Genomic DNA, 21306 nt, shown 5'->3' with positions numbered 1-21306 from the left:
CCGGGCGGGCCAGTGCTCCTCACCACTGGCCCGCCCGGCCGCATCCGCCGGGACGCGCCCCAGGACACCGCAGAGGAGACTGTGGGGGACCGTCCGACCGGCCGTGGTGAGGTCCCGATGGCGTATGGCCTGGCACGTCGTGAGCTGAGACCGAGAGTCCCCCTGCGTCCGGGTGAGGGCGAGAAGCATCATCTGACAAGCCTGGAGGGTCTGGCCGCGCTCTCCCTGGACGCGCTCAGCTCGGTGGCCTACGGACCCGAGGCGATCGTGCTGGCTCTGGTCGTGGCCGGGACGGGGGCGTTGACCGCCACCCTGCCCATCACCCTCGCGATCACCTTCCTGCTCGCGGCACTCGTGGTGTCCTACGGCCAGGTCATCGCGGTACACCCGGATGGCGGAGGGGCCTACGCCGTCGCCAAGAAGGACCTCGGACGGACCACCAGCCTGCTCGCGGCGGCGAGTCTGGTCGTCGACTACGTGCTCACCGTCGCCGTCAGCCTCGCGGCAGGGGCAGACGCCTTCGCGTCCGCGTTCCCGGCGCTCGCCGACGACAAGCTCGTCATCTGCCTGATCGGACTCGCAGTTCTCACCGCGGTGAATCTGCGCGGAGTCACCGACAGCGCCCGCGTGCTCATGCTGCCCACCGTGCTGTTCGTCGTCGCCATCCTGGGCATCGTCGTCCTCGGTCTGATCCGCTCGCATCCGGTGGCCGTCGTCGGCACCCAGCAGTCCTTCCCGGTCCATGAGTCGCTGGGGCTGCTGCTCATCCTGAAGGCCTTCTCGTCCGGGTGTTCTGCGCTGACGGGCGTGGAGGCCATCGCCAACGCCGTACCGACCTTCCGCACCCCGCGGGTCAAACGGGCCCAGCGCACCGAACTCATGCTGGGCGCGCTGCTCGGGATCATGCTCATCGGCATCGCCCTGCTCATCCGCCGCGACCATGTCGCCCCGCGCGGGAACGTGACCGTGCTCGCCCAGCTCGCCGCAGGCGCCTACGGCACCGGCTGGCCCTACTACGCCACCAATCTGATCGTCACTCTGGTCCTGCTTCTCGCGGCGAACACCAGTTTCGGCGGACTGCCCGTGCTGATGAGCCTGCTCGCCCGCGACCACCGCCTGCCCCATCTGTTCGGGCTCCGGGCCGAACGGCCGGTCTACCGCTACGGCGTGCTGGCCCTGGCCCTGCTGGCCGCCGTGCTGCTCATCGCCGTCGACGCCGACACGCACCGGCTGATCCCGCTCTTCGCGATCGGTGTCTTCATCGGCTTCACGCTCAGCCAGATCGGTCTCGTGCGGCACTGGACGACCCAGCGCCCCGCCCGGTGGCTGCACAGGGCCCTGATCAACGGCACCGGCGCCGTGCTGACCACGCTGGCCGGGGTGATCCTCCTCGCCACGAAGTTCCTGGAGGGCGCCTGGGCGGTCGTCATCGCGGTCCCGCTGATGATGCTGCTGTTCGCCCGTGTGGAGCGCTACTACACGGAAGTGGGGGAGGAACTGGGCCTCGGCCGCATCCCGGATCCCCCGGACAGGTGGGCCGGAAGTCTGGTGATCGTTCCGCTCGGCGAGGTCAGCAAGCTCGCCCGGCACGCCGTCAGCGCCGCCCTCGCCCTCGGCGACGAGGTGGTCGCGGTGGCCGTCCATGCGGACCCGGAGAAGACCCGCGCCCTTCAGGAGGCTTGGGACCGCTGGAATCCGGGCGTACGGCTGGATGTCATCGACAGTCCGCACCGCTCCCTGGTGATGCCGATCGTCGAGTACGTGCAGCGCATGTCCCGGGACGGACGGCAGATCGCCGTGCTGATCCCCGAGGTGGAACCCCGTCACCGCCGCTACGAGATCCTGCAGAACCAGCGTGGCCTGCTGCTCGCCACCGTGCTGCGGGCCCGTACCGACGTCGTGGTCTGCATGCTGCCGTACCGGTTGACCTTGTGAGCCCGGCTGTTGCGACCCCCGCGCCGCCGACCGGGTGACCCGTCCGGTCGACGCCGTCAACCTCACGTCCCGGTTACAGAACCCTCAACCTCTGGTGTCGAGGCAGTAAGGGGACGACGATGGGGGCATGACTCCGGCCCAGCGTGCCCTCCACAGACTCGACGCCTGGCCCGACCTCTCCACAGGTCCGGCGAGTTGCGGCGTCGGGCGGGCGCTCCGCTCGCCGCACAGCGAGATCGTCCACTTCCACACCGACCACGAGGCGGACCTCCATCTCACCACCAGGGCCATCCAGCGCATCTCCGGCGACCTCGCCGGGTCGACCGCCATCCGCATGGTGCCCGGATCGCGATGGGTGACCGTGCACCTCGACTGCAACGCCGACGTGGACCTGCTGTTGAGCCTGGTCAGCGTGGCGCTCCAGGCGCACCAGACGCGTCCGCCGTCCGGCGGCGCGCCCGAGGCGTGCAACTTCCGTCGTGTGACGGTGCTTCCGCGCGACCGCCAGGGCGCCGGTTGCTGAGGGGCGAAGGGGCCTTCGCCCCGCCGTCATGGGTGTCCGGTCCCGCCGCGGCCGAGCCGCCGTTTCCGCGGGACCGATACGCCGTTTTGTGATCAGCCCTGCCCGGTGTCGGTCCGGTCCGCGGGCCCCGACACCGCGATCGTGCCCTGAGCGACCGCGCACAGCGTCTCCACGCCCGCTTCGTCCACGGCGAACAGATCGCACCGGCATACGACACGCGTGCGGCCGGCCCGGACGACCTGTGCGCGGGCGCGCAGGATCGCACCCGTGGCCGGGCGCAGATAGTCGATGGTGAAGCCCGACGTGATCACTCCGCCGCCGGCCGCACTCCCCGCCGCGAAGGTCAGCGCATTGTCGGCCGCGTAGCCGAGGACCCCGCCGTGGACGAAGCCGTACTGCTGGCGCAGTTCCTCGCGGATGTCCAGCTCGAGCGTGGCCTCGCCGCCGCCGAAGGCCACCAGCCGGGCGCCGACCAACACACTGAATGGCTGCGCCTGAAGCACCTTCCGGGCCAGCTCCAAGTCCAGGATGTCGGTCACCTCTACCTCACTTCGCCAGTGAAGTGAGAATGGCGCCCGTCGCGAGCGTCTGTCAACATCGGGCCATGGCCGAGCCGGACGACCGTCTGTTCTTCCTCCTGCAGCGGGCGGCGCACCAGCTGCGCACCACCGTGGACCGGCGGCTGCTGACCGCCGCCGGGATCACGACCGCGCAGCTCGGCGCCCTGTTCGCCGTCCACGACCAGCCGGGCCTCACCCAGCAGGAGCTCGCCCGGGTCCTCGGGTTGCGCGAGTCGGCGGTCACCGGGCTCGTCGGACGGCTCACCGCGGCGGGACTCGTCTCCAGAGGAGCGCATCCGCGTGAACACCGGGCGGTGGTCCTGGAGTTGACCGAGGCGGGGAGCGGGGCGCTGCGGGCGGCCCGGCCGGAGATCGACCGTTTCAACGCGGAACTGCGCACCCTGCTCGGCGCCGACGGGTTCACCAGGACCGCGCTGGCGCTGCACGATCTGGCCCACTGGCGGCCATGAGCCCGGCCGGGCGTCCGCAGGTGCCGTCGGCGCGGGGCACGGGCCGTACCCGCAGGCCGCTGCTCCGGGTGCCTGCTCCCGGCAGTGGGTGAGACGGTGTAAAGGGGACGATACCGGGTACCCGCGAGTGCCGGAGCAGGACAGACACCGGACGGGAGCGGGCACGGCGCCGACGTCATCGACCCGGGAGGAGGGCCGACAGTGCCGCGGATGGCAGAGGGCGAGGCGCGGCGGCGATTCGCCGGGTCCCCGGTCGCACGGCTGGCCACCGTCGATCCGCAGGGGCACCCCCATCTCGTACCCGTCGTGTTCGCCGTCCACGGCGACGCCGTCGTGACGGCCGTCGACCGGAAGCCGAAGAGCTCCCCGCGGCTGAAACGGCTGCACAACATCGCCGCCCGTCCGGCCGTGTGCCTGCTGGTGGACGTCTACGACGAGGACTGGGGCCGGCTGTGGTGGGTACGGGCCGACGGCGACGCCCACACCGTGCTGCCCGAAGCCCCCGGGGAGCGGGACCGCGAGGAGTACCGCAGTGCCCTCGCGCTGTTGACGCGCAAGTACCCCCAGTACCGGGACTGGCCGCCGGACGGACCGGTGATCGTGGTCGCCGTCCACCGCTGGAGCGGCTGGGAAGCGGCGTCCGGCTCCCGGGCGCAGGGGTGACGGGGCCGGACGACAGCCTGACAAGACGATTCCGGGAGGTTCCCATGAGCAGGATGGTTCGTGATGTCATGTCCCTCGACGCGATCGCCGTCGAGCCGATGACCTCCGTGGCGAGGGCGGCCCATCTGATGCGCGACCAGGACGTCGGCGGTGTGCTGGTGAGCTACGACCGCGATCTGTTCGGGATGCTCACCGACCGGGACATCGTGGTCCGCACCGTCGCCGAGGACCGCGATCCGCACACCACACGCGTGGGTTCGGTGTGCACCCGTCCTCCCGTGGTGACCCTGGCGCCCGAGGACACCACCGACCACGCGGCCGAGCTGATGCGCCGCCACGCCGTGCGCAGGCTTCCCGTCGTCGAGGGGGACGGCAGCCCGGTCGGCATCGTCAGTCTGAGCGATCTGGCCGCCACGGAGGAGCCCGATTCGCCTCTCGCCGACATCAGCAGGGCTTCCCCGGACCGCTGAGCCGGGTCGCCTCCCCGGGCGTCCGAGGGTGCGTGTCGCCGAGCTCTCCGACCGGTTCTGCCGAAGTCGCGGACGCCGTGATCAACAGACGGCACAATGGCGGCGAACGACGGGCACTGCGACGGTCCGGACACCGGGGGCGGCCTGCCCCGGCGCCCGAAGAAGGGGAGAGCGACGTGAGCGAGCACCAGCGTCCGTCGGGGGCGGCGCCCCGGCTGAACACCGGGGTGGCACACAATGCGCGGGTGTGGAACTACTGGATCGGCGGGCGGGACAACTACGAGGTCGACCAGCAGGTCGGCGATCAGGTCGCGGGGATGTTCCCGGTGATCCGGGACGTGGCCCGCGCCGACCGTGAGTTCCTCGGGCGCGCGGTGCGGTTCCTCGTCGGCGAGTGCGGCGTACGGCAGTTCCTGGACGTGGGCACCGGGCTGCCGACGTTCGACAACACCCATGAGATAGCGCAACGCATCGCGCCCGACTCCCGGATCGTGTACGTCGACAACGACCCCGTCGTGCTCGCCCACGCCCGCTCGCTGCTGACCAGCGCGCCCGAGGGGGCGACCGACTACATCGACGCCGATGTCCACGACCCGGAGACCGTCGTGCGCGGCGCGGCGGACACCCTGGACCTGAAGCAGCCGGTCGCGGTGATGATGCTCGGCATCCTCAACTTCGTCCTCGACATGGACCGTGCCCAGGAGATCGCTCGTACCCTCATGTCGGCGGTGCCCTCCGGCAGTTACCTCGTGCTCACCCACCCCACCACCGATGCCGACCTCGGCGGCCAGGGCAACGTCGAGGCCATGCGGTTCTGGAACGACAACGCGACGCCGCCGATCACGGCCCGCACCCGCGAGGAGATCTCGACCTTCCTCGACGGCCTGGAGATCCTGCCCCCCGGCCTTGTCTCATGTGCGCAGTGGCGGCCCGACTCCGACTCCGCGGTCACGGTTCCGCAGTTCGGCGTGGTCGCCGTGAAGCCCTGAGCGACGCCCCCGGCCGGCCGCGCGCTCACAACGGCGTGCGGCTGGCCGTCAGCAGATAGGACCCGTAGGCCAGCGATAGCACGGCAAGGACGGTACCGATCAGCAGTACGTGTTTCGGGCGCACCCGCCAGCTGCGCGCGAAGGCGAGCGCGATCGGGAACAGCAGGGGAAACGCGGGCACCAGGAAGCGCGGTTTCGACGCGTACGGTCCCGAGCCGCCGACCGTGATCAGTACGAGCATCCCGGCGTAGACGATGAGCGCCAGTGGGGCGCGGTCGAAGCACAGCAGGCAGAACAGCACGACGGCCGCCACGACGAGCACCAGTGCCAGCGGATAGACGACACGGCCCCCGTACAGCAGCAGTGCCTTGAGGAAGCGCACCGAGCCGGCACCGAAGTCGAAGCGGGAGTCCCAGGCGTGCTGCACCTTGAAGTAGCCGTCCAGTAGATCGCCCGTGCGGTGGCCGACCCACAGCACGAAGCCCGCCCAGCCCAGCGGGGCGATCGCGGTGCCGATCCACAGCGCCGGTGGAACGCGCCCGCGCCGGACGACGATCTCCCGCACCGCCACGGCGGCCACCGCCGCGGCCACGGCGAACCCGGTGGGCCTGGCCAGACCCGCGAGGGCCGCCAGCACCCCCGCCCACATCCACCGGCCGGTCATCACGGCGTACAGGGACCAGGCGGCGAGCGCGGTGAGCAGCGACTCCGTGTAGGCGATGTCGAGGACCACGGCGTGCGGCAGGGCGGCCCACACACCTACGAGCGCGGTCGCGACGGCCCGTCCGTACACATGGTGGCCGATGGCGTAGATGCCGTATGCGGCCACGACGGCGGCGCTCCAGGCGACCAGCAGGGCGACGACGTTCCAGGAGACGGGCAGCAGGGTGTGGACGGCGCGGATCAGCCCCGGGTAGAGCGGGAAGAAGGCCCAGTCCCGTTGGACGGCACCGGTGGTGGCCAGCACATGGACGCGGGTGCCGTAGCCGTGCTCGGCGATGTGCAGATACCAGCGGGAGTCCCACGAGGTTGCCAGGCCCTTGAGCAGCGCGTGGCGGTCGAGGTGGTTCGCCAGGGCGATCGCGCCGATGCCGGCGAGGCGGATGGACAGGAACAGGGCGAGCGCGGGCGCGGCGCCGGGCAGAAGCCGTCTGCCGAAGGGGAGGCGGACGCGACGGGCGACGCCCCCGGCGCGTTCGGGGACGACTGTGGGCGTGGACGTGCCCACACCGTGCCCCTGCGGCACCGAAGCACGATCCGCAACGTGAAGTTTGGCCATGATTGGGTCATATACCACCGCTGTACGAGAATCTTCCGTGAGTCGGTGCCGAACTCGGTGAATCGCGCCCGCCGCACGGGCGAGAACGGGCGCGGGGTGGGTGAACAGCGCGTAGAACACCGCCACTCCAAGGGGCTCGCTCAGGAGGCGGAACAGGTTGACACTTCGCCGGGGCATCGATGGGACCGCCGTCCGCGGCGCCGTCCCTAGAGTGGGCGGGTGACGAACAGCAGCCGGCCGCTCGCCGTATTCGATCTGGACAACACCCTTGCCGACACCGCGCACCGGCAGCACTTCCTGGAGGCCCGATCGCGTGACTGGGGCGCCTTCTTCGCCGCCGCGCCGCAGGATCCGCCGCTGGCGGAGGGGGTCGCGCTCGCACTGAAGAGCGCCGAGGAGTGCGAGGTCGTCTATCTCACCGGGCGGCCCACACGCTGCCGCAGGGACACCGTCGACTGGCTCGCCGCCCCTGGGCTGCCCCAGGGGCGTGTGTACATGCGGGCGAGCGGCGACTACAGGCCGGCCCGTTCCACCAAACTGGAGATTCTGCGCGAGCTGGCCCGCGGCAGGGAGATCCGCATGCTCGTCGACGACGACGAACTGGTCTGCCAGGACGCCCGACGGGCGGGGTTCCAGGTCGTGCACGCCGATTGGGCGACGGCCTCAGCCGCACTGAAGGACGCGCAGGAGCGGGAGGGGCGGACCTGAGAGGGTCCGGCCACCAAACTAGTCCAGTCGGAAGCCCACCTTCAGGCCGACCTGGTAGTGCTCGATCTGCCCGTTCTCGATGTGACCCCTGACCTGTGTGACCTCGAACCAGTCCAGATTGTGCAGGGTCTGCGAGGCGCGGTCGATGCCGTTGCGGATCGCCTGGTCGATGCCCTCGGTCGAGCTGCCGACGATCTCGGTGACCCGGTAGGTGTGGTCGGTCATGCGGGTGCTCCTCTCCGCGCGACGGCGGTGTCGCACGTCATTCCACGGTGCCGTACGGTGCGCCGGACCGCGAGACGTGGCATCACCCCTTGACCCCAGCATTGGTCCATACCAAAATCCCGGAACACCCGTACGAGCCTCACGCTCGCCCCCCACGTCGGGCCCCGTCCCCTGTCCGCAAGACAGAACAGGAGCCACCGTGAGACGCCGTCTGCTCGCCCTCGGCTGTGTATGCGCCTGCCTTCTGACCGCGTGCGGAGTGCTGCCCGGTGGAGGCGGAACCGAGCGGCGCACCGTGACCGTGTGGCTGATGAAGGACAGCGCCTCGCCCGCGTTCCTCGAGCGCTTCACCCGGGCGTTCGAACGGACCCACGACGACCTGCGGCTCGACATCCGCATCCAGCAGTGGACCGGGATCGGCACGAAGGTGCAGTCGGCGCTCGGGCGGACCGACGGCGCCGGCCCCGACGTCATCGAGGTGGGCAACACCCAGGTCGCCCAGTACGTCGACGGCGGTGGGCTGCTCGATCTGACGCTGGAGTCGATGCGCGACTGGGGCATGGACCACTGGCTGCCCGGCCTCGCCCAGCCGGGCAGGTTCGGCGGACACCAGTACGGCATCCCCTGGTACGCGGCCAACCGCGTGGTGATCTACCGCAAGGACCTCTTCGCCAGGGCCGGCATCACCGAGCCGCCGAAGACCCGTGAACAGTGGCTCGCCGACACCGCCAAACTCGACTCCCGAGGCACCCAGGGCATCTACCTGCCCGGCCAGGACTGGTACACGCTCTCCGGATTCATCTGGGACGAGGGCGGCGACCTCGCCGAACAGACCTCGGCGGGCAGGTGGGAGGGCACACTGCAGACGCCCGCGGCGCTGCGCGGCATGGCGTTCTACCAGCGGCTCCAGGCCCTCGGTTCCGGGCCCGTCGACGCCGACGAGGAACACCCCCCGCAGGCCGGGGTCTTCGCCGAGGGACAGGTCGCACAGATCGTGGCCGTACCGGGGCTCGCGCAGGCCATCACGGAGAAGAACCCCGAGCTGGAGGGGAAGTTGGGGTACTTCCCCGTACCGGGCAGGACGGCGGGCCACCCCGGGGCGGTCTTCACCGGCGGCTCCGACCTGGTCGTCCCCAAGAACACCGACGACCGCCCCGGCGCGACCGCGGTCGTTGCCGCACTCGCGGGCACCACCTGGCAGACCGATCTGGCCCGCACCATGAACTACGTGCCCAACAAGACCACCCTCGCCCGGGCGGTGGCCGACGAGGAGGGTGCCGCGGCGATGGCGGCGGGCGCCGCACGGGGCCGGGCGACGCCCGCCGCTCCGGCCTGGGCGGCCGTCGAGGCGGACAACCCCATCAAGACCTATATGACCAAGGTGCTGGAGGGCGCGGACCCGGCCACCGAGGCGGCCCGTGCCTCACGCAGCATCACCCGGGCACTGGCCGACGGCTGACAGCGGGCCCCACCAGGGTGCCCGCTGCCGGCCAGGCCTCACCGGGGTGCCGTCACTGCGCCATGCTCAGGGACAGCGCGAACCTCGCCTCCTCGTCCGTCCACCAGTGCGCCAAGGCCATACCGGCCGCGGCCAGTTCGCGCCGCACACCGTCCTCGCGGAACTTCGCCGACACCTCCGTGCGCAGTTCCTCGCCCTCCGCGAAGTGGACCGCCAGATCGAGCGCGGGAATCTTCACGGTCTGCTCCCTGCGCGCCCGCAGCCGCATCTCGATCCACTCGTTCCCGGCGTCCCACAGGGCCACGTGAGTGAACGCGTCCGGGTCGAAGTCGGCGCCCAGTTCGCGATTGACGACGGCGAGCACGTTCTTGTCGAACTCGGCCGTCACACCGGCCTTGTCGTCGTACGCCGCCACGAGCACCGACTCGTCCTTCACCAGGTCGGTGCCGAGCAGCAGCGCGTCGCCCGGTGCCAGCAGGGAACGCACGGACGCGAGGAACGCCGCACGCTCGGCGGGCAGCAGATTGCCGATCGTGCCGCCGAGGAACGCCACGAGCCGCGGCCCCGGCGTGTCCGGCAGGGTGAGACCGGCGGTGAAGTCCGCGACGAGCGCGTGGACGTCGAGCCCCGGCCGCTCGGCGATCAGCGCCTGTCCCGCCTGGGTGAGCGCGCTCTCGCTCACGTCGACCGGCACATAGGTGCGCAGGCCGGTCAGCGCGTCCAGCAGGTACCGGGTCTTCTCGGACGATCCGGAGCCCAGCTCGATCAGGGTGCGGGCGCCGGTCGCCGCCGCGATCTCCCCGGAGCGCGCGATCAGGATCTCCCGCTCGGCGCGCGTCGGGTAGTACTCGGGCAGCTCGGTGATCTTCTCGAACAGGTCGCTGCCGTGGGCGTCGTAGAACCACTTGGGCGGCAGCGTCTTGAGTGCCGGGGTGCCCTCCGCCCGGGAGGCGTCGGGACCTTGGGACGGGCCGAGGCCGCGCAGCACATCGGCACGCAGCGCCGCGTCCGCGGCGTCCTCGGCAAGGGTGCGGGTCAGATGGAACGGGCTCACGTGCTGGGCTCCTCGTGGGGTGCGGATGCCAGGTCGTCGTGAAGGTCCTTGAGCGGGGTCAGCAGGACGTCGGTGGGCGTGGCCGCGAGCAGCGTGCGGTCCGGTACCTCCTGCCACTGCGGGTCGTCGTCGTACGGCTCGGAGGCCACGACGGTGTACCGGCCGGGCTGGGAGAGATACCAGAGCGTGTCGCCCCACGCCGTCGCGGTGATCGTCCTGCCGTCGGTGAGCAGCAGGTTGAGCCGCGAGTCGGGGGCCGACGCGGCGACCTCCAGCACGGTGTCGGCCAGTGCCTGGGCCCCTTCGTCACCGGCCCGCAGCCGGTTGAGGACCAGTGCCCAGACGATCGCCGAGTCGGTGCGCGCCTCCAGCGACAGCAGTTCGGCGGGCGGCAGGGTACGGGCGAGCTCGGCGACCGAGCGGGGCCACCCCGCCACGGCGCCGTTGTGGCTGAACAGCCATCGGCCCGCCGCGAACGGCGCCGCGGAGGCCTCCCCGGCGGCACATCCCTCGGTCGCGTCGCGCACGGCAGCCAAAAGCGCGCCCGAGCGCACGACCCGTGCCAGATCGGCGAAGGACGGGTCGGCCCAGATGGGGCCCATCCGGCGGTACCGCGCCGGCACCGGATCCGCCTCCGCGTACCAACCGACCCCGAAGCCGTCGGCGTTGACCGTGCCGTACCGCTGTCTGCGGGGTGCCCACGACTGCCGGTACAGACTGTGGCCGGGCTCCACGAGGAGCCGGCCGAGCGGCTCCTCGGGGCCCAGATAGGCCAGGTGGCGGCACATCAGGCGTCCCTCGCAGTGCGGAAGCCGGAGAAGATCTGGCGCCGGATCGGATAGTCCCAGTTGCGGAACGACCCCCGGCAGGCCACCGGGTCCACGGCGAACGAACCGCCGCGCAGGACCTTGTGCTCCGACCCGAAGAACACCTCCGAGTACTCCTTGTACGGGAAGGCCGTGAAACCCGGGTACGGCAGGAAGTCGCTCGCCGTCCACTCCCACACGTCACCGATCAGCTGCCGTACCCCGAGCGGCGAGGCGCCCGCCGGGTAGCTACCGGCCGGTGCGGGCCGCAGATGCCGCTGGCCCAGGTTGGCGTGCTCGGGCCCCGGGTCGGCGTCACCCCAGGGGTAGCGCCGGGAGCGGCCGGTCTCCGGGTCGTGGCGCGCCGCCTTCTCCCACTCGGTCTCGGTGGGCAGCCGGCGCCCCGCCCAGCGGGCGTACGCGTCCGCCTCGTACCAGCACACGTGCAGGACGGGCTCGTCGGGCGGTACGACCTCGGTGACACCGAAGCGCCGCCGCAGCCACTGCCCGCCGTCCCGGTGCCAGTACAGCGGGGCCTCGAGACCGTGGGTGCGGATGTGCTCCCAGCCCTCGGGGGTCCACCAGCGCTCGTCGCCGTAGCCGCCGTCCTCGATGAAGGCCTGATAGGCGGCGTTCGTCACCGGAACGGCGTCGATGCGGAAGGCGGGCACCAGCCGCTCGTGCGCGGGCCGTTCGTTGTCCAGCGCCCACGGCTCGGTCGAGGTGCCCATGGTGAACGGACCGCCGGGGACCAGGATCTCGGACGGCCCCGCGTACGGCGGCACGGGCTCGGGATCGGGGGCGGTGAGCGCCTGCGGCCCCCTGCGGAGCTGGTGCGTGATCAGCATCGTCTCGTCGTGCTGCTGTTCGTGCTGGGCGATCATGCCGAAGGCGAAGCCCGCCTGCGTCAGCCGCCGGCCCTCGAACCGCGTGTTCTCCAGCACGTCCAGGGCTCGGCCGCGCACCTCGGCGGCGTAGCGGCGCGCCTCGTCAGGTGCCAGCAGCGGCAGTGTGGGCCGCTCGGAGCGGGGGTGCTCGAAGGCGTCGTAGATGCCGTCGATCTCGGGCCGTATCGCGTCGCGGCCCGCGACCGTGCGCAGCAGCCACAGTTCTTCCTGATTGCCGATGTGCGCGAGGTCCCACACCAGCGGCGACATCAGCGGGGAGTGCTGCGCCATGAGGTCGGGCTCCTCGACACACGTGGTCAGCAGCGCGGTGCGGTCGCGGGCCGTGGTCAGAGCGTCCAGCGCGCGCTCCTTGAGCCGGTCGGGGTCAATCGGTGACCGCTCGTCGGTCATGTGTGCATGTCCTTCCCGTGGAACCGGGTGTCCTGCCCGCCGGAACGGGCGTCCTTCCCGTGGAACTGGAGCAGCAGATCGTCGGCGGGGCAGCGGCCCCGGGCCACGTAGTGTTCGGTGAACCGGGCGACGGCACTTCGGACTTCGTCCGTGGCGCCGAGCCGGGGCAGTGCCTCGGCCACGGCCGCGAAACAGGCGGTGGCGGCCTCGCGAAGTTCTGGATCGGTGAGACCGTCGCGAGTGGCGGCGATCCACAGCTCATTGCACGGAGCCGGCTGCGAACCCGCGCGCTCGGCGAGGGGTTTCACCGTCCGGTAGGCGGTCTCGGCGGCCTGGGGGTCGTCGAAGAGCGCGGTCGTCACGGCGAGCGGCACGATCCACCCGTCATCGCCCGGCTGGGCGTCGATCATGCGGAGTTCGAGATGGCCGCGTGGCCGTATCGGCGGGAACAGGGTGGTGAGGTGGTAGTCGAGATCACCGCGGTCCGGCGGATCGGCGGACCGGGCCCAGTCCCGGAACGTCATACCGGTCGGCACGCGCCAGGGACCCTTCTCGGCCCGGATGCACATCACGGGCGCGTCCATCACATGCCGGGCCCATGCGACGCGCGGGTTGCCGTCGAGCGGCGGAGCGCTGCTGCGACCCGGCTCCATGGCGGCCCAGAGGGACTGCCGCGTGGAGCGCCAGCCCGTGGGCCGGCCCCGGGACAAGGGCGAGTTGGCGAACGCGGCCAGCAGCACCGCGCCGAGGTGATGCGCCAGCCACCAGCGCCGGCCGTGCCCCAGCGGGCCCGGCTCCTCGTATCCGGCGTCCAGGCACACCTGGACCGACGCGGACGAGCACATCATGGAACGGCCCTCGGGGCCGGTGCGGTCGAGATAGCTCTCCATCGCGTCGTAACGCGGTTCATGGAGGTAACGACGCGGAGGGTTCCAGGGATCGTGGCCGATGCCGCTGATGCCGATGTCCATCTCGCGCAGAACTGCGCGGACCGCGTCGAGGTCGGCCGAGACGGCCCCTATGCACTCCATCAGGGAGGCGGCCGGAGCGGAGCTGAGCTCCAGCTGGCCACCGGGTTCGACCGTGAGGGCCGATCGCAGGGGCAGGGACCGCAGTGCGGCGTAGGCCTTTCGGAGACGTTCGGGTGGTACCAGGAGCCACGGTTCGCGCAGCTCGTGGACGAGCCATTCCACCTCGACACCGAGCGTGCGGGGCGGTCCGGTCTTGAAGCAGATGCCGCGGACCAGTGCCTCCACCTCGGCGTCGGTGACGGCGGAGCGCTGCTCCGGACAGTCACTCACCGAATCTGACATGTAGGGATCCTCCTGAGATTCCACCATGCCGCCGACCGGGCCCCGGTTGGGTCAAGTCGGCACACACTCGTCCCACCCAAGACCCTCGCGCCGATTCGCACAAGAGTACGCAGTGGTGCTTTTACGGCTTCTTGCTCGCCGTTCCTCGGTGGGAAATCAGTTGTTCTCGGGGCCGGGAAACTCTGTTGCGGCTCACGACCAGCATCGCTCAGGATGCGTTCATGAGCACGACGGGGGAATCCGGCGCCACGCCGGGGGAGGCCGTGCGCCGCGCGCTCACGGCGCCCACGGGGGTGGCGCCGTGAGCGCGCGTCTGCGCCGGATCGCGCAGCGGACGGAGTCGATCGTCGCCGCGGGGGGCTACGGCACTTCCAGCGGGCGTACGGTGACCATCGCCGCGGCCGTCGACGCCGCGCGCACCGGCACCCGGATGTTCGGACCGGACCCGGTGCGGACGCCGCAGGTCGCCGCGGTCAGCACGCGGTTCGAGGTCACCGGGGAGAGCAGCCTGGAGGCAGCCCGGCGACTGGTGGGCCGATCGGGTGATCCGGTGGCCGTGCTGAACTTCGCCTCCGCGCGCAACCCGGGTGGCGGTTTCCTGAACGGCGCCCAGGCCCAGGAGGAGGCCCTGTGCCGGTCCTCGGCGCTGTACGCCTGCCTCCGTGAGGTGAAGGAGTTCTACGATCACCACCGGGCGCACCGCGATCCCTTCTACTCGGACCGTGTGATCCACTCACCCGGCGTGCCCGTGTTCCGCGACGACCGCGGCAGCCTGCTCGACGAGCCGTACACGGTCGGCTTCCTGACCTCCCCGGCACCGAACGCCGGCGTCGTGCTGCGCAGGACACCGGAGCGCGCCGGCGAGCTGTCGGGCGCCTTGGCGGCCCGGGCCGAACGGGTCCTCGAGACGGCGGCCGCCAGTGGCTACCGGCGCCTGGTCCTGGGCGCCTGGGGCTGCGGGGTGTTCCGCAACGACCCGGCGCAGGTGGCCGCCGCCTTCCGCACATTGCTGGTCGGGGGGCGCTTCGAGGGGCACTTCGGCGACATCGTGTTCGCCGTGCTGGACCGCACTGCGGGGGCAACGACGCGGGCGGCGTTCACCGAGGCTTTTGCGGACGTGTGCTCTGCGTGAGTTCCTGCCGGGTTTTGGCGGAGTGCCGGGGGCGGTCGGGTCTGCGCTTGCCTGATCATGTCGGGATGGCTGCGGACCCGGGCGCGCTGCCCCTCTGTTCGGCGGGTGCGCGCCCTCGGTAGGTGTGGGCACACGTACGCCCCGGCCCGTGCGGCGAGGCCGTACGGGCCGGGGCGGCGGTCGGTCCGGTCAGCCGGTCACCGGGTCGGCGGCCGTGGCAACGGGCGCCTTGTCCGTGTCCGTGCCCGAGCCGCCGGTGAAGCCGCGCAGCGGCACGTGGCGGATGAACAGGGCGATCACGATGCCGAGGACGGCCGCGGAGGCGCCCCAGGTGAAGGCGGTGTCGATGCCGTCGCTGACGGCCTTCGCGAAGGCGTGCCGGACGGTCTCGGGCAGGGCGCGCAGGGCCTCGGGCGTCATCTGCGCCACCGTGCCACCGGTCTTCCCGGCGTCGGCGGCGGGGCCGGCCGCCGAGGCGAAGGAGTCGGCGAGGGTGTGGGTGTAGAGGGCGCCCAGCACCGAGACACCGAGGGAACCGCCCATGTTCCGCAGGAAGGTGGCCGCACCGGTGGCGGCGCCCATGTCCCGCAGCGGCGCGCTGTTCTGGGCGATGAGCATGGTGGTCTGCATCAGGCAGCCCATCCCCGCGCCGAGTACGACCATGTAGAGCGCGGTGATGGTGCGGGAGGTGTCCGGGCCCATGGTGGCGAAGAGGGCGAGCCCGACCGCCATCAGGAGGCTGCCCGCGATCGGCAGCGCACGGTAACGGCCCGTCCGGCTGATCACGGCACCGCCCGCAAGGGAGAGCGCCATCGCGGCGATCATCATGGGCATGAGCAGCAGTCCGCTGTTGGTGGCCGAGGAGCCCTGGACGTACTGCTGGAACTGGGGGAGCAGGGTCACGCCGCCGAACATGGCGAAGCCGACGACGAGGCTGAGGGCGCCTGCGAGGGTGAAGTTGCGGTTGGCGAAGACCGACAGCGGCATGATCGGTTCCGCGGCGCGGCGCTCCACCACGACGAAGGCGGCGAAGGCGGCGACGGTGATCACGGCCAGACCGATGATCATGGCCGACCCCCAGTCGTACTCGGTGCCGCCCCAGCTGGTGATCAGGACCAGCGTGGTGATCCAGACGGTCAGCAGCGCGGCACCGGACCAGTCGATGCGCACCTGACCGGAGCTGCGCGGCAGCTTCGCGAGGACGAACCAGCAGACCGTCAGGGCGACGACGCCCAGCGGGAGGTTGACGTAGAAGGCCCAGCGCCAGGAGAGGTGGTCGGTGATGAAGCCGCCGGCCAGCGGGCCGCCGATCATGGCGACGGGCATGACCGCCATCATCACGCCCTGGTACTTGCCGCGGTCGCGGGGCGGGACGATCTCGGCCAGCACCGACATGACGCCGACCATCAGGCCGCCCGCGCCCAGGCCCTGCATCGCGCGGAACCCGATCAGCTCACCCATGTTCTGCGACATACCGCACAGCGCGGAGCCGATCAGGAAGATCGCGATGGAGGAGAGGAAGGTGATCCGGCGGCCGATGAGGTCGCCGAGCTTGCCCCAGATCGGAGTGGCGGCGGTCGAGGCCAGGATGTAACCGGTGGTGACCCACGCCAGGTGGTTCAGGCCGCCGAGATCGCCCACGATCGTGGGCAGCGCGGGCGCCACGATCATGTTGTCCAGCATGGCGAGCAGCATGGCGATGACCAGGCCGCTCATCGTCACCATGATCTCGCGGTGGGTGAAGCGAGCCGGCGGGGCCGTCTCGGCGCCGGCCGAGGCCGGTGCTGTCTGCGTCACGGGCGGATGCCTTTCAGCGGAGTAGGCGGAACGTTCGGATGCGCGAAAGACCGAGGAGTGAAGGAGGCGGGACGGTTGCGGTGAGAGCCGCGTCCGCGCGATGCCTCATCCAAGAGAGAGGCGGATCACTTACCGGCCGGTTAGTAGATTACTTGCCGACCGGTAAGTTGGCAAGGGAGGGCCACCATGGCCACGATCGAGCCAGGCACTCGAGTGCGGTAGTGCCGCATGCGAAGGGAAAACATGGCGATGGCAGGGGCAGGGCACCGGCGGGGCAGCGACACGAAGGCGCAGATCCGCAAGGTGGCCATCGAGCTGTTCACCGAGCAGGGCTACGAGGCGACCTCGCTACGGGAGATCGCCGAGCGCCTCGGCATCACCAAGGCCGCCCTCTACTACCACTTCAGCAGCAAGGAGGACATCGTCCGCTCCCTCTTCACCGAGCATCTGGACGCCCTGGACTCCCTGGTCGCCTGGGCCCGGGAGCAGCCTCCCGGCCCTGACCTGCGCACCCGCGCCGTGGACCGCATGGTCGACATGGTCACCGGCAGCGGTATGTCGGTCATGCGGTTCGCCCTGGCCAACCAGCGTGTCGTGCGCGACCTCCACCCCGGCCGGGAGAACGCCTTCGAGCGACTCACCGAACTCTTCGAGATCGTCGCCGGACCCGACGCCTCGCTGGAGGAGCAACTGCGGCTGCGGGCCGCACTGCTCAGCGTCAACACCGTGCTGCTGGCCGCACAGGGACTGAAGATGTCCGACGAGCGTGTCGCCGCGGTGGCCCGCGACATCGCACACCAACTCGTCCCGCCGGTCACCGAGGACGCTTCGGCCGAATCAGGGCCCTGGCTGACGTAGGACCTCTTGTTCGCGGTCTCGTGCACAGGTGCGGCTTCCGGGATGCGGGAATGGGCCGCCGGGACGCCGGTCGGGCGGGTGTGATGGGTCGGGCGGCCGTGTTCGGTCGGGTCCGGGGGCCGATGACGTGTCCGGGACTGATCCGCCGGGCGTCGTCTCCGGTCCGACCCGCTGGGGGCGTCGTCGGTGGCGGAGGCGATGAGCGACAGACGCGACGAGAGGACGGAGAAGGGACGATGATCCAGCGGGACCGCACGTCGGCCCGCCGGCTCCGCCGGCTTTCGGGCCAGCTCACCTGGCACTGGGAGTACCAACTGCGCCCCCGGCTGTCCGGGCTCGAGGACGCCGAGTATCTCTGGGAGCCGACCGACAACTGCTGGTCCCTCCGCGCCGGGCGTGACGGCACGATCGCGCCGGACTGGGCGTTTCCGGCGCCGGAACCGCCGCCTTTCACCACCATCGCCTGGCGAATGGCACACATCGGCCAGACGCTCGCCCAGCGCGCCGACTTCCACTTCGGCGACCGGACGTTGACCCTCGACCGAGTCCCATGGCCCGGGTTGACCGCGGCCGAGGGCCTGGCCTGGATCGACAGGGGATATGCGGACTGGTGCGCCGGTCTGGACTCCGCCGACGACACCCTGCTGAGCAGACGCAGCCAGGGCCCGCCGGGCACGCTCGACGGCAGCTACCCATTCGCCGACGTGATCCTGCACATCAACCGTGAGGTCATCCATCACGGGGCCGAGGTGGCTCTGCTCCGCGACCTCTACCGGAGCCGCAAACAGTGACAAAGCGTCATGTGGAAGGAGCCGGATCACGCTGCTTCCGCCCGCTGACGGATGTTCGCAACTCCTCACTGGGCCCGCGACGGCGTACGCGGTCCGCTTGCTCCATAGGGCCGACGCGGCGGCGGTGACCGTCCACTCGGACGGGGCAAAATGTTGGCCGGAAGGCCTGCCTCTGCTGCACACTGGCCGCCACGTCGGCCCGCTGGGTAGGAACCGCGCATGCCTGAAGACCTGACCGCCGAACACGAACGCGCCTACAAGGGGCTCGAGGCCCTCGCACGCCTGGTCGAGGACTCCAGCGGAGCACTGCAGCCCGCAGGTGAGGACGTCCGCCCGTTCTTTGTGGCATGGGGCATGCTGGCCAACGTCCACCGTCAGGCCGCGGCTGTTGTCCTCCTCCATCGCCAGGGCCTAGGCCATGAGACCGCCCCCAACCGGCGCAGCATGCTCGAACACGCGGCTCAGGTCTGGTGGCTGGCCGAGGACGGGCCGGACGCGGTGGACAGCATGAACCACGCGCTCCAGTACAAGCAGCGGAAGCTGCGGGAGGCGACCGACAGCGCAGGCATCACCTACGACACGACCATCGCCGACGCGGCCGTGGTCCTGCCTCGGAGCCGGGCGCAGACGTACAACAACATCGGGCACCTGCTGCAGCGCATCGGAGCGCCCCTTCACGCCATCTACGCCGGGGAGAGCCTGCTCTCCCACGCCACGCTCACGTCCGCGGAGCGCTTCTACGCGGGCATCGACGCCGAGACCGTACACCTGTTGAGCGAACCTCAGTACCCACAGCACGCCCCGAGCCCGGACGGCCGGGCGCCGTACATCGCGCTCGTGCTCACATGGTTTGCGATGTCCTGCTTCAACCAGCTGCTGGCCGGCCAGCCGTGGAGCGCCGAGCTGCAACTCGTCGCACGGGAGACCGGCATCGAGGACATCGCAGCGCACACGAACGGTGCCCACTGACCGGGTACAACGGCGACCGTGACCGTGCCGGGCGTGACGACGGGATGCTCGGCGGACTGTGATAGCCGCGGGGCCCACGTCCGTAGCGAGTCCCATGCCGTTGCCGAGCACGCGAACGCCGCCCCCGACTGGCTCAGGGGACCAGCACGATCCTGCCGAACACCCTGCCCGCGTCCATCTCTCGGTGGGCCGTCACGGCCTGGTCCAGTGGCAACACCTGGTGCACGACCGTGCGCAAGTCCCCATGCGCTGCCTGCGCGAACTGGGCCGACCGTACGGCCTGCCGGTCCGGGACGGGCACGGTGTCCAAGCTGAACGTGGCGAACGACAGCGACTTGCGGAAGGCCTCCATGAGCCGCATCCCGAAGTCCGCCGGCGGGTGCCCGCCGACCACGCCGACGGCCACGAACCGGCCGTTGGAGTTCAATCTGTCCAGCACAAGGGGAAGCTGGGGACCGCCCACCACGTCGATGACCACGTCGAAGCCGGCAGGCGCGTCCGGGCGGCCGCCATCGCCGGAGCGGTCGAGGACATGGGTCGCTCCCAGGTCCTTCAGGCGGGCTCCGCGCTCCTCCGATGAGGTGGTGACCACCACGGCGCCCGCGCCGCCCCTGGCGGCGAGCTGGACCGCCGTGATCCCGATGCTGCCCGCCGCACCGCGAACGAGCACCGTCTCGCCGGGCGTGAAACGGGCGCGCTCCAGGGCGAAGTGTGCGACCACGCCGGAGCTGCCGAGCGTCACCGCTTCGGCTCCGGTCAGGCCATCGGGCAGCGCAATGACATCCTCGACCGCCGCGACGGCCTGCTCGGCGTAACCACCGGACAGGCCGGTGAACGCCCATACCCGCCTGCCGATCCATGTCTGGTCGACACCTTCTCCCACCGCGGTGACGTTTCCCGCGACCTCGCTGCCGAGGAGATGGCCTTCCTTGAAACCGTAGGTGGCGAGCGTTCCCCGGCGGATCACGGCGTCCACGCCTCCTACGCCGATCGCTTCCGGGGCGATCAGCACCTGTCCCGGTGCAGGGGCGGGAACGGGCAAGTCGACAACCTCCAGGCCGTCGGGGTCTCCGAACGTCCTGATCACTACGGCTTTCATCTCGGTTCCTCGAGTCAATGGAAGGATGGGACACAGCGGCGGGGCCGCGGGCGGCGAGCCGGCCCCTGAGCCGAGGCGTCACCGGCAGAGTGCCGGTGCGGGGCGGCGCCACCGCCATCGGAACGTAACGGACGCACCCGTCCGATTGGCTGAAGTGAGAAACGATGACCGACCATTTGCCTCACGTGGCTCGCTCCGACGCCCGCGACAACCGGGCCCGCATCCTGGAAGCTGCCCGCGCGGTGTTCGGCGAGGAAGGTCTGAGTGTGCCCATGCGAGAGATCGCCCGGCACGCGGGGGTCGGCCCCGCCACGCTGTACCGGCACTTCCCGACCAAGCGGGACCTGATCGGGGAGACCTTCGCCGAGCAGCGGCGAGCCTGTCACGGCATCGTCCGCGACGCCCTCGCCGACTCGGACCCGTGGCACGGGTTCCGGAGCCTCGTCGAGCAGATCTGCGAACTCCACGCTCACAGCCGGGGATTCGCCGACGCCTTCATGACGGCCTACCCCGAGGCCATGGACTTCGCCGCCGACCGTGAGCCGGTTCTGCGCGCGGTCGCCGAGCTGGCCCGCCGGGCCCAGGAGACCGGCCGACTGCGCTCCGGCTTCGTCGTCGACGACCTGATCCTGATGCTCATGGCACACCGAGGCGTCCAGGACGCGCCACGTGACGCCCGCCTGGTCGCCTCCCGCCGCTTCGCCGCCTATGTGATCGAGGCGTTCCGAGCCGTCCCGGGGACGGCGCCGTCCCCGCCACTGCCTCAGGCTCCACACCTGCGGCTCACGTTTTCGCCCGTCACGCCCTGAACGCGTCAGCAGGAGGCCGGTCACGCCGGCAGTCAGACGCGTCGGCCGAGGGGGCGGCACGAGGCCTCTGGACTCGCGCAACGGAGCCAACCTCTACGT

Annotated in this window: 22 protein-coding genes; 13 read left to right on the top strand and 9 right to left on the bottom strand. The window is 70.9% G+C overall.

Annotated elements, in window-relative coordinates; genetic code table 11:
• The first annotated feature begins 117 nt into the window (after positions 1-117).
• Together ADL25_RS20770 and ADL25_RS20765 are read left to right on the top strand one after the other, a co-directional pair.
• Positions 118-1935 (top strand): APC family permease, encoded by a 1818-nt coding sequence (locus ADL25_RS20770; RefSeq protein ID WP_059129290.1) that lies wholly within the window; start codon positions 118-120, stop codon positions 1933-1935.
• A 127-nt stretch (positions 1936-2062) separates the two neighbouring features.
• Positions 2063-2458, top strand: coding sequence for a luciferase family protein (locus ADL25_RS20765; protein ID WP_059129252.1), 396 nt, complete (start codon positions 2063-2065; stop codon positions 2456-2458).
• A 92-nt stretch (positions 2459-2550) separates the two neighbouring features.
• Here ADL25_RS20765 and ADL25_RS20760 read toward each other — a convergent pair whose 3' ends face one another.
• The gene (locus ADL25_RS20760; protein WP_059129251.1) at positions 2551-2997 is read right to left on the bottom strand and encodes a PaaI family thioesterase; all 447 of its coding nucleotides are present in this window, start codon (positions 2995-2997) and stop codon (positions 2551-2553) included.
• Positions 2998-3062: 65 nt separating this feature from the next.
• Here ADL25_RS20760 and ADL25_RS20755 point away from each other — a divergent pair, with 65 nt between their 5' ends.
• From ADL25_RS20755 to ADL25_RS20740, 4 genes are all read left to right on the top strand, one after another.
• Positions 3063-3488, top strand: coding sequence for a MarR family winged helix-turn-helix transcriptional regulator (locus ADL25_RS20755; RefSeq protein WP_059129250.1), 426 nt, complete (start codon positions 3063-3065; stop codon positions 3486-3488).
• Between the two features lie 201 nt (positions 3489-3689).
• Positions 3690-4151, top strand: a complete 462-nt coding sequence (locus tag ADL25_RS20750) for a TIGR03668 family PPOX class F420-dependent oxidoreductase (protein WP_059129249.1) — start codon at positions 3690-3692, stop codon at positions 4149-4151.
• A 44-nt stretch (positions 4152-4195) separates the two neighbouring features.
• The gene (locus tag ADL25_RS20745; protein WP_059129248.1) at positions 4196-4621 is read left to right on the top strand and encodes a CBS domain-containing protein; all 426 of its coding nucleotides are present in this window, start codon (positions 4196-4198) and stop codon (positions 4619-4621) included.
• Between the two features lie 176 nt (positions 4622-4797).
• Complete coding sequence (locus ADL25_RS20740) at positions 4798-5610, top strand: SAM-dependent methyltransferase (protein WP_059129247.1); 813 nt, start codon at positions 4798-4800, stop codon at positions 5608-5610.
• A 25-nt stretch (positions 5611-5635) separates the two neighbouring features.
• On the opposite strand, the gene ADL25_RS20735 is transcribed toward ADL25_RS20740, so the two are convergent.
• Positions 5636-6889, bottom strand: coding sequence for a hypothetical protein (locus ADL25_RS20735; protein WP_234380985.1), 1254 nt, complete (start codon positions 6887-6889; stop codon positions 5636-5638).
• A gap of 219 nt (positions 6890-7108) precedes the next feature.
• Between ADL25_RS20735 and ADL25_RS20730 the strand changes: the two genes are divergently transcribed.
• Complete coding sequence (locus ADL25_RS20730) at positions 7109-7597, top strand: hypothetical protein (protein ID WP_059129245.1); 489 nt, start codon at positions 7109-7111, stop codon at positions 7595-7597.
• Between the two features lie 18 nt (positions 7598-7615).
• On the opposite strand, the gene ADL25_RS20725 is transcribed toward ADL25_RS20730, so the two are convergent.
• Positions 7616-7822: a dodecin gene (locus ADL25_RS20725; protein WP_059129244.1), complete on the bottom strand. Its 207-nt coding sequence runs from the start codon at positions 7820-7822 to the stop codon at positions 7616-7618.
• 199 nt (positions 7823-8021) lie between these two features.
• On the opposite strand from ADL25_RS20725, the gene ADL25_RS20720 reads away from it, so the two are divergent.
• The gene (locus ADL25_RS20720) at positions 8022-9281 is read left to right on the top strand and encodes an extracellular solute-binding protein (protein WP_059129243.1); all 1260 of its coding nucleotides are present in this window, start codon (positions 8022-8024) and stop codon (positions 9279-9281) included.
• Between the two features lie 52 nt (positions 9282-9333).
• Here ADL25_RS20720 and egtD read toward each other — a convergent pair whose 3' ends face one another.
• From egtD to egtA, 4 genes are read right to left on the bottom strand one after another with little or no spacing between them, the layout of a single operon-like run.
• The gene (gene egtD / locus ADL25_RS20715; RefSeq protein ID WP_059129242.1) at positions 9334-10335 is read right to left on the bottom strand and encodes an L-histidine N(alpha)-methyltransferase; all 1002 of its coding nucleotides are present in this window, start codon (positions 10333-10335) and stop codon (positions 9334-9336) included.
• On the bottom strand, positions 10332-11123 hold the full coding sequence (gene egtC / locus ADL25_RS20710; protein WP_059129241.1) for an ergothioneine biosynthesis protein EgtC: 792 nt from the start codon (positions 11121-11123) through the stop codon (positions 10332-10334). Before egtC ends, egtD begins: the two co-directional genes overlap by 4 nt.
• Positions 11123-12439: an ergothioneine biosynthesis protein EgtB gene (egtB, locus tag ADL25_RS20705; protein WP_059129240.1), complete on the bottom strand. Its 1317-nt coding sequence runs from the start codon at positions 12437-12439 to the stop codon at positions 11123-11125. Before egtB ends, egtC begins: the two co-directional genes overlap by 1 nt.
• Positions 12436-13752, bottom strand: coding sequence for an ergothioneine biosynthesis glutamate--cysteine ligase EgtA (egtA, locus tag ADL25_RS20700; RefSeq protein ID WP_059129239.1), 1317 nt, complete (start codon positions 13750-13752; stop codon positions 12436-12438). The genes egtB and egtA overlap by 4 nt, the downstream gene beginning before the upstream one ends.
• Before the next feature lie 301 nt (positions 13753-14053).
• Between egtA and ADL25_RS20695 the strand changes: the two genes are divergently transcribed.
• Positions 14054-14884, top strand: coding sequence for a TIGR02452 family protein (locus ADL25_RS20695; protein WP_059129238.1), 831 nt, complete (start codon positions 14054-14056; stop codon positions 14882-14884).
• 189 nt (positions 14885-15073) lie between these two features.
• Here ADL25_RS20695 and ADL25_RS20690 read toward each other — a convergent pair whose 3' ends face one another.
• Complete coding sequence (locus tag ADL25_RS20690; protein WP_234380984.1) at positions 15074-16681, bottom strand: MDR family MFS transporter; 1608 nt, start codon at positions 16679-16681, stop codon at positions 15074-15076.
• A gap of 249 nt (positions 16682-16930) precedes the next feature.
• Between ADL25_RS20690 and ADL25_RS20685 the strand changes: the two genes are divergently transcribed.
• The 3 genes from ADL25_RS20685 (at position 16931) to ADL25_RS20675 (ending at position 19299) form a co-directional block, all read left to right on the top strand.
• Complete coding sequence (locus ADL25_RS20685; RefSeq protein ID WP_059129289.1) at positions 16931-17539, top strand: TetR/AcrR family transcriptional regulator; 609 nt, start codon at positions 16931-16933, stop codon at positions 17537-17539.
• Between the two features lie 236 nt (positions 17540-17775).
• Positions 17776-18330, top strand: a complete 555-nt coding sequence (locus ADL25_RS20680) for a DinB family protein (protein ID WP_059129237.1) — start codon at positions 17776-17778, stop codon at positions 18328-18330.
• A gap of 219 nt (positions 18331-18549) precedes the next feature.
• Complete coding sequence (locus tag ADL25_RS20675) at positions 18550-19299, top strand: DUF5677 domain-containing protein (protein WP_234380983.1); 750 nt, start codon at positions 18550-18552, stop codon at positions 19297-19299.
• A gap of 133 nt (positions 19300-19432) precedes the next feature.
• Here the strand turns inward: ADL25_RS20675 and ADL25_RS20670 are convergent, their stop codons facing one another.
• Complete coding sequence (locus tag ADL25_RS20670) at positions 19433-20398, bottom strand: zinc-dependent alcohol dehydrogenase family protein (protein WP_059129236.1); 966 nt, start codon at positions 20396-20398, stop codon at positions 19433-19435.
• Positions 20399-20562: 164 nt separating this feature from the next.
• Here ADL25_RS20670 and ADL25_RS20665 point away from each other — a divergent pair, with 164 nt between their 5' ends.
• Complete coding sequence (locus ADL25_RS20665; RefSeq protein ID WP_059129235.1) at positions 20563-21207, top strand: TetR/AcrR family transcriptional regulator; 645 nt, start codon at positions 20563-20565, stop codon at positions 21205-21207.
• Positions 21208-21306: the final 99 nt, after the last annotated feature.

It is taken from the genome of Streptomyces sp. NRRL F-5122, assembly GCF_001507435.1.
Classification (GTDB): Bacteria; Actinomycetota; Actinomycetes; order Streptomycetales; family Streptomycetaceae; genus Streptomyces; species Streptomyces lannensis.
Note: the sequence above shows the minus strand (reverse complement) of the source record. Positions and strands in the feature narration are given on the sequence as shown.

Coding starts and splice junctions, on each gene's coding strand:
- ADL25_RS20770 (WP_059129290.1), top strand. CDS start 118: ATGGCGTATGGCCTGGCACGTCGTGAGCTGAGACCGAGAGTCCCCCTG.
- ADL25_RS20765 (WP_059129252.1), top strand. CDS start 2,063: ATGACTCCGGCCCAGCGTGCCCTCCACAGACTCGACGCCTGGCCCGAC.
- ADL25_RS20755 (WP_059129250.1), top strand. CDS start 3,063: ATGGCCGAGCCGGACGACCGTCTGTTCTTCCTCCTGCAGCGGGCGGCG.
- ADL25_RS20745 (WP_059129248.1), top strand. CDS start 4,196: ATGAGCAGGATGGTTCGTGATGTCATGTCCCTCGACGCGATCGCCGTC.
- ADL25_RS20735 (WP_234380985.1), bottom strand. CDS start 6,889: ATGGCCAAACTTCACGTTGCGGATCGTGCTTCGGTGCCGCAGGGGCAC.
- ADL25_RS20725 (WP_059129244.1), bottom strand. CDS start 7,822: ATGACCGACCACACCTACCGGGTCACCGAGATCGTCGGCAGCTCGACC.
- egtC (WP_059129241.1), bottom strand. CDS start 11,123: ATGTGCCGCCACCTGGCCTATCTGGGCCCCGAGGAGCCGCTCGGCCGG.
- egtB (WP_059129240.1), bottom strand. CDS start 12,439: ATGACCGACGAGCGGTCACCGATTGACCCCGACCGGCTCAAGGAGCGC.
- egtA (WP_059129239.1), bottom strand. CDS start 13,752: ATGTCAGATTCGGTGAGTGACTGTCCGGAGCAGCGCTCCGCCGTCACC.
- ADL25_RS20685 (WP_059129289.1), top strand. CDS start 16,931: ATGGCAGGGGCAGGGCACCGGCGGGGCAGCGACACGAAGGCGCAGATC.
- ADL25_RS20680 (WP_059129237.1), top strand. CDS start 17,776: ATGATCCAGCGGGACCGCACGTCGGCCCGCCGGCTCCGCCGGCTTTCG.
- ADL25_RS20675 (WP_234380983.1), top strand. CDS start 18,550: ATGCCTGAAGACCTGACCGCCGAACACGAACGCGCCTACAAGGGGCTC.
- ADL25_RS20670 (WP_059129236.1), bottom strand. CDS start 20,398: ATGAAAGCCGTAGTGATCAGGACGTTCGGAGACCCCGACGGCCTGGAG.
- ADL25_RS20665 (WP_059129235.1), top strand. CDS start 20,563: ATGACCGACCATTTGCCTCACGTGGCTCGCTCCGACGCCCGCGACAAC.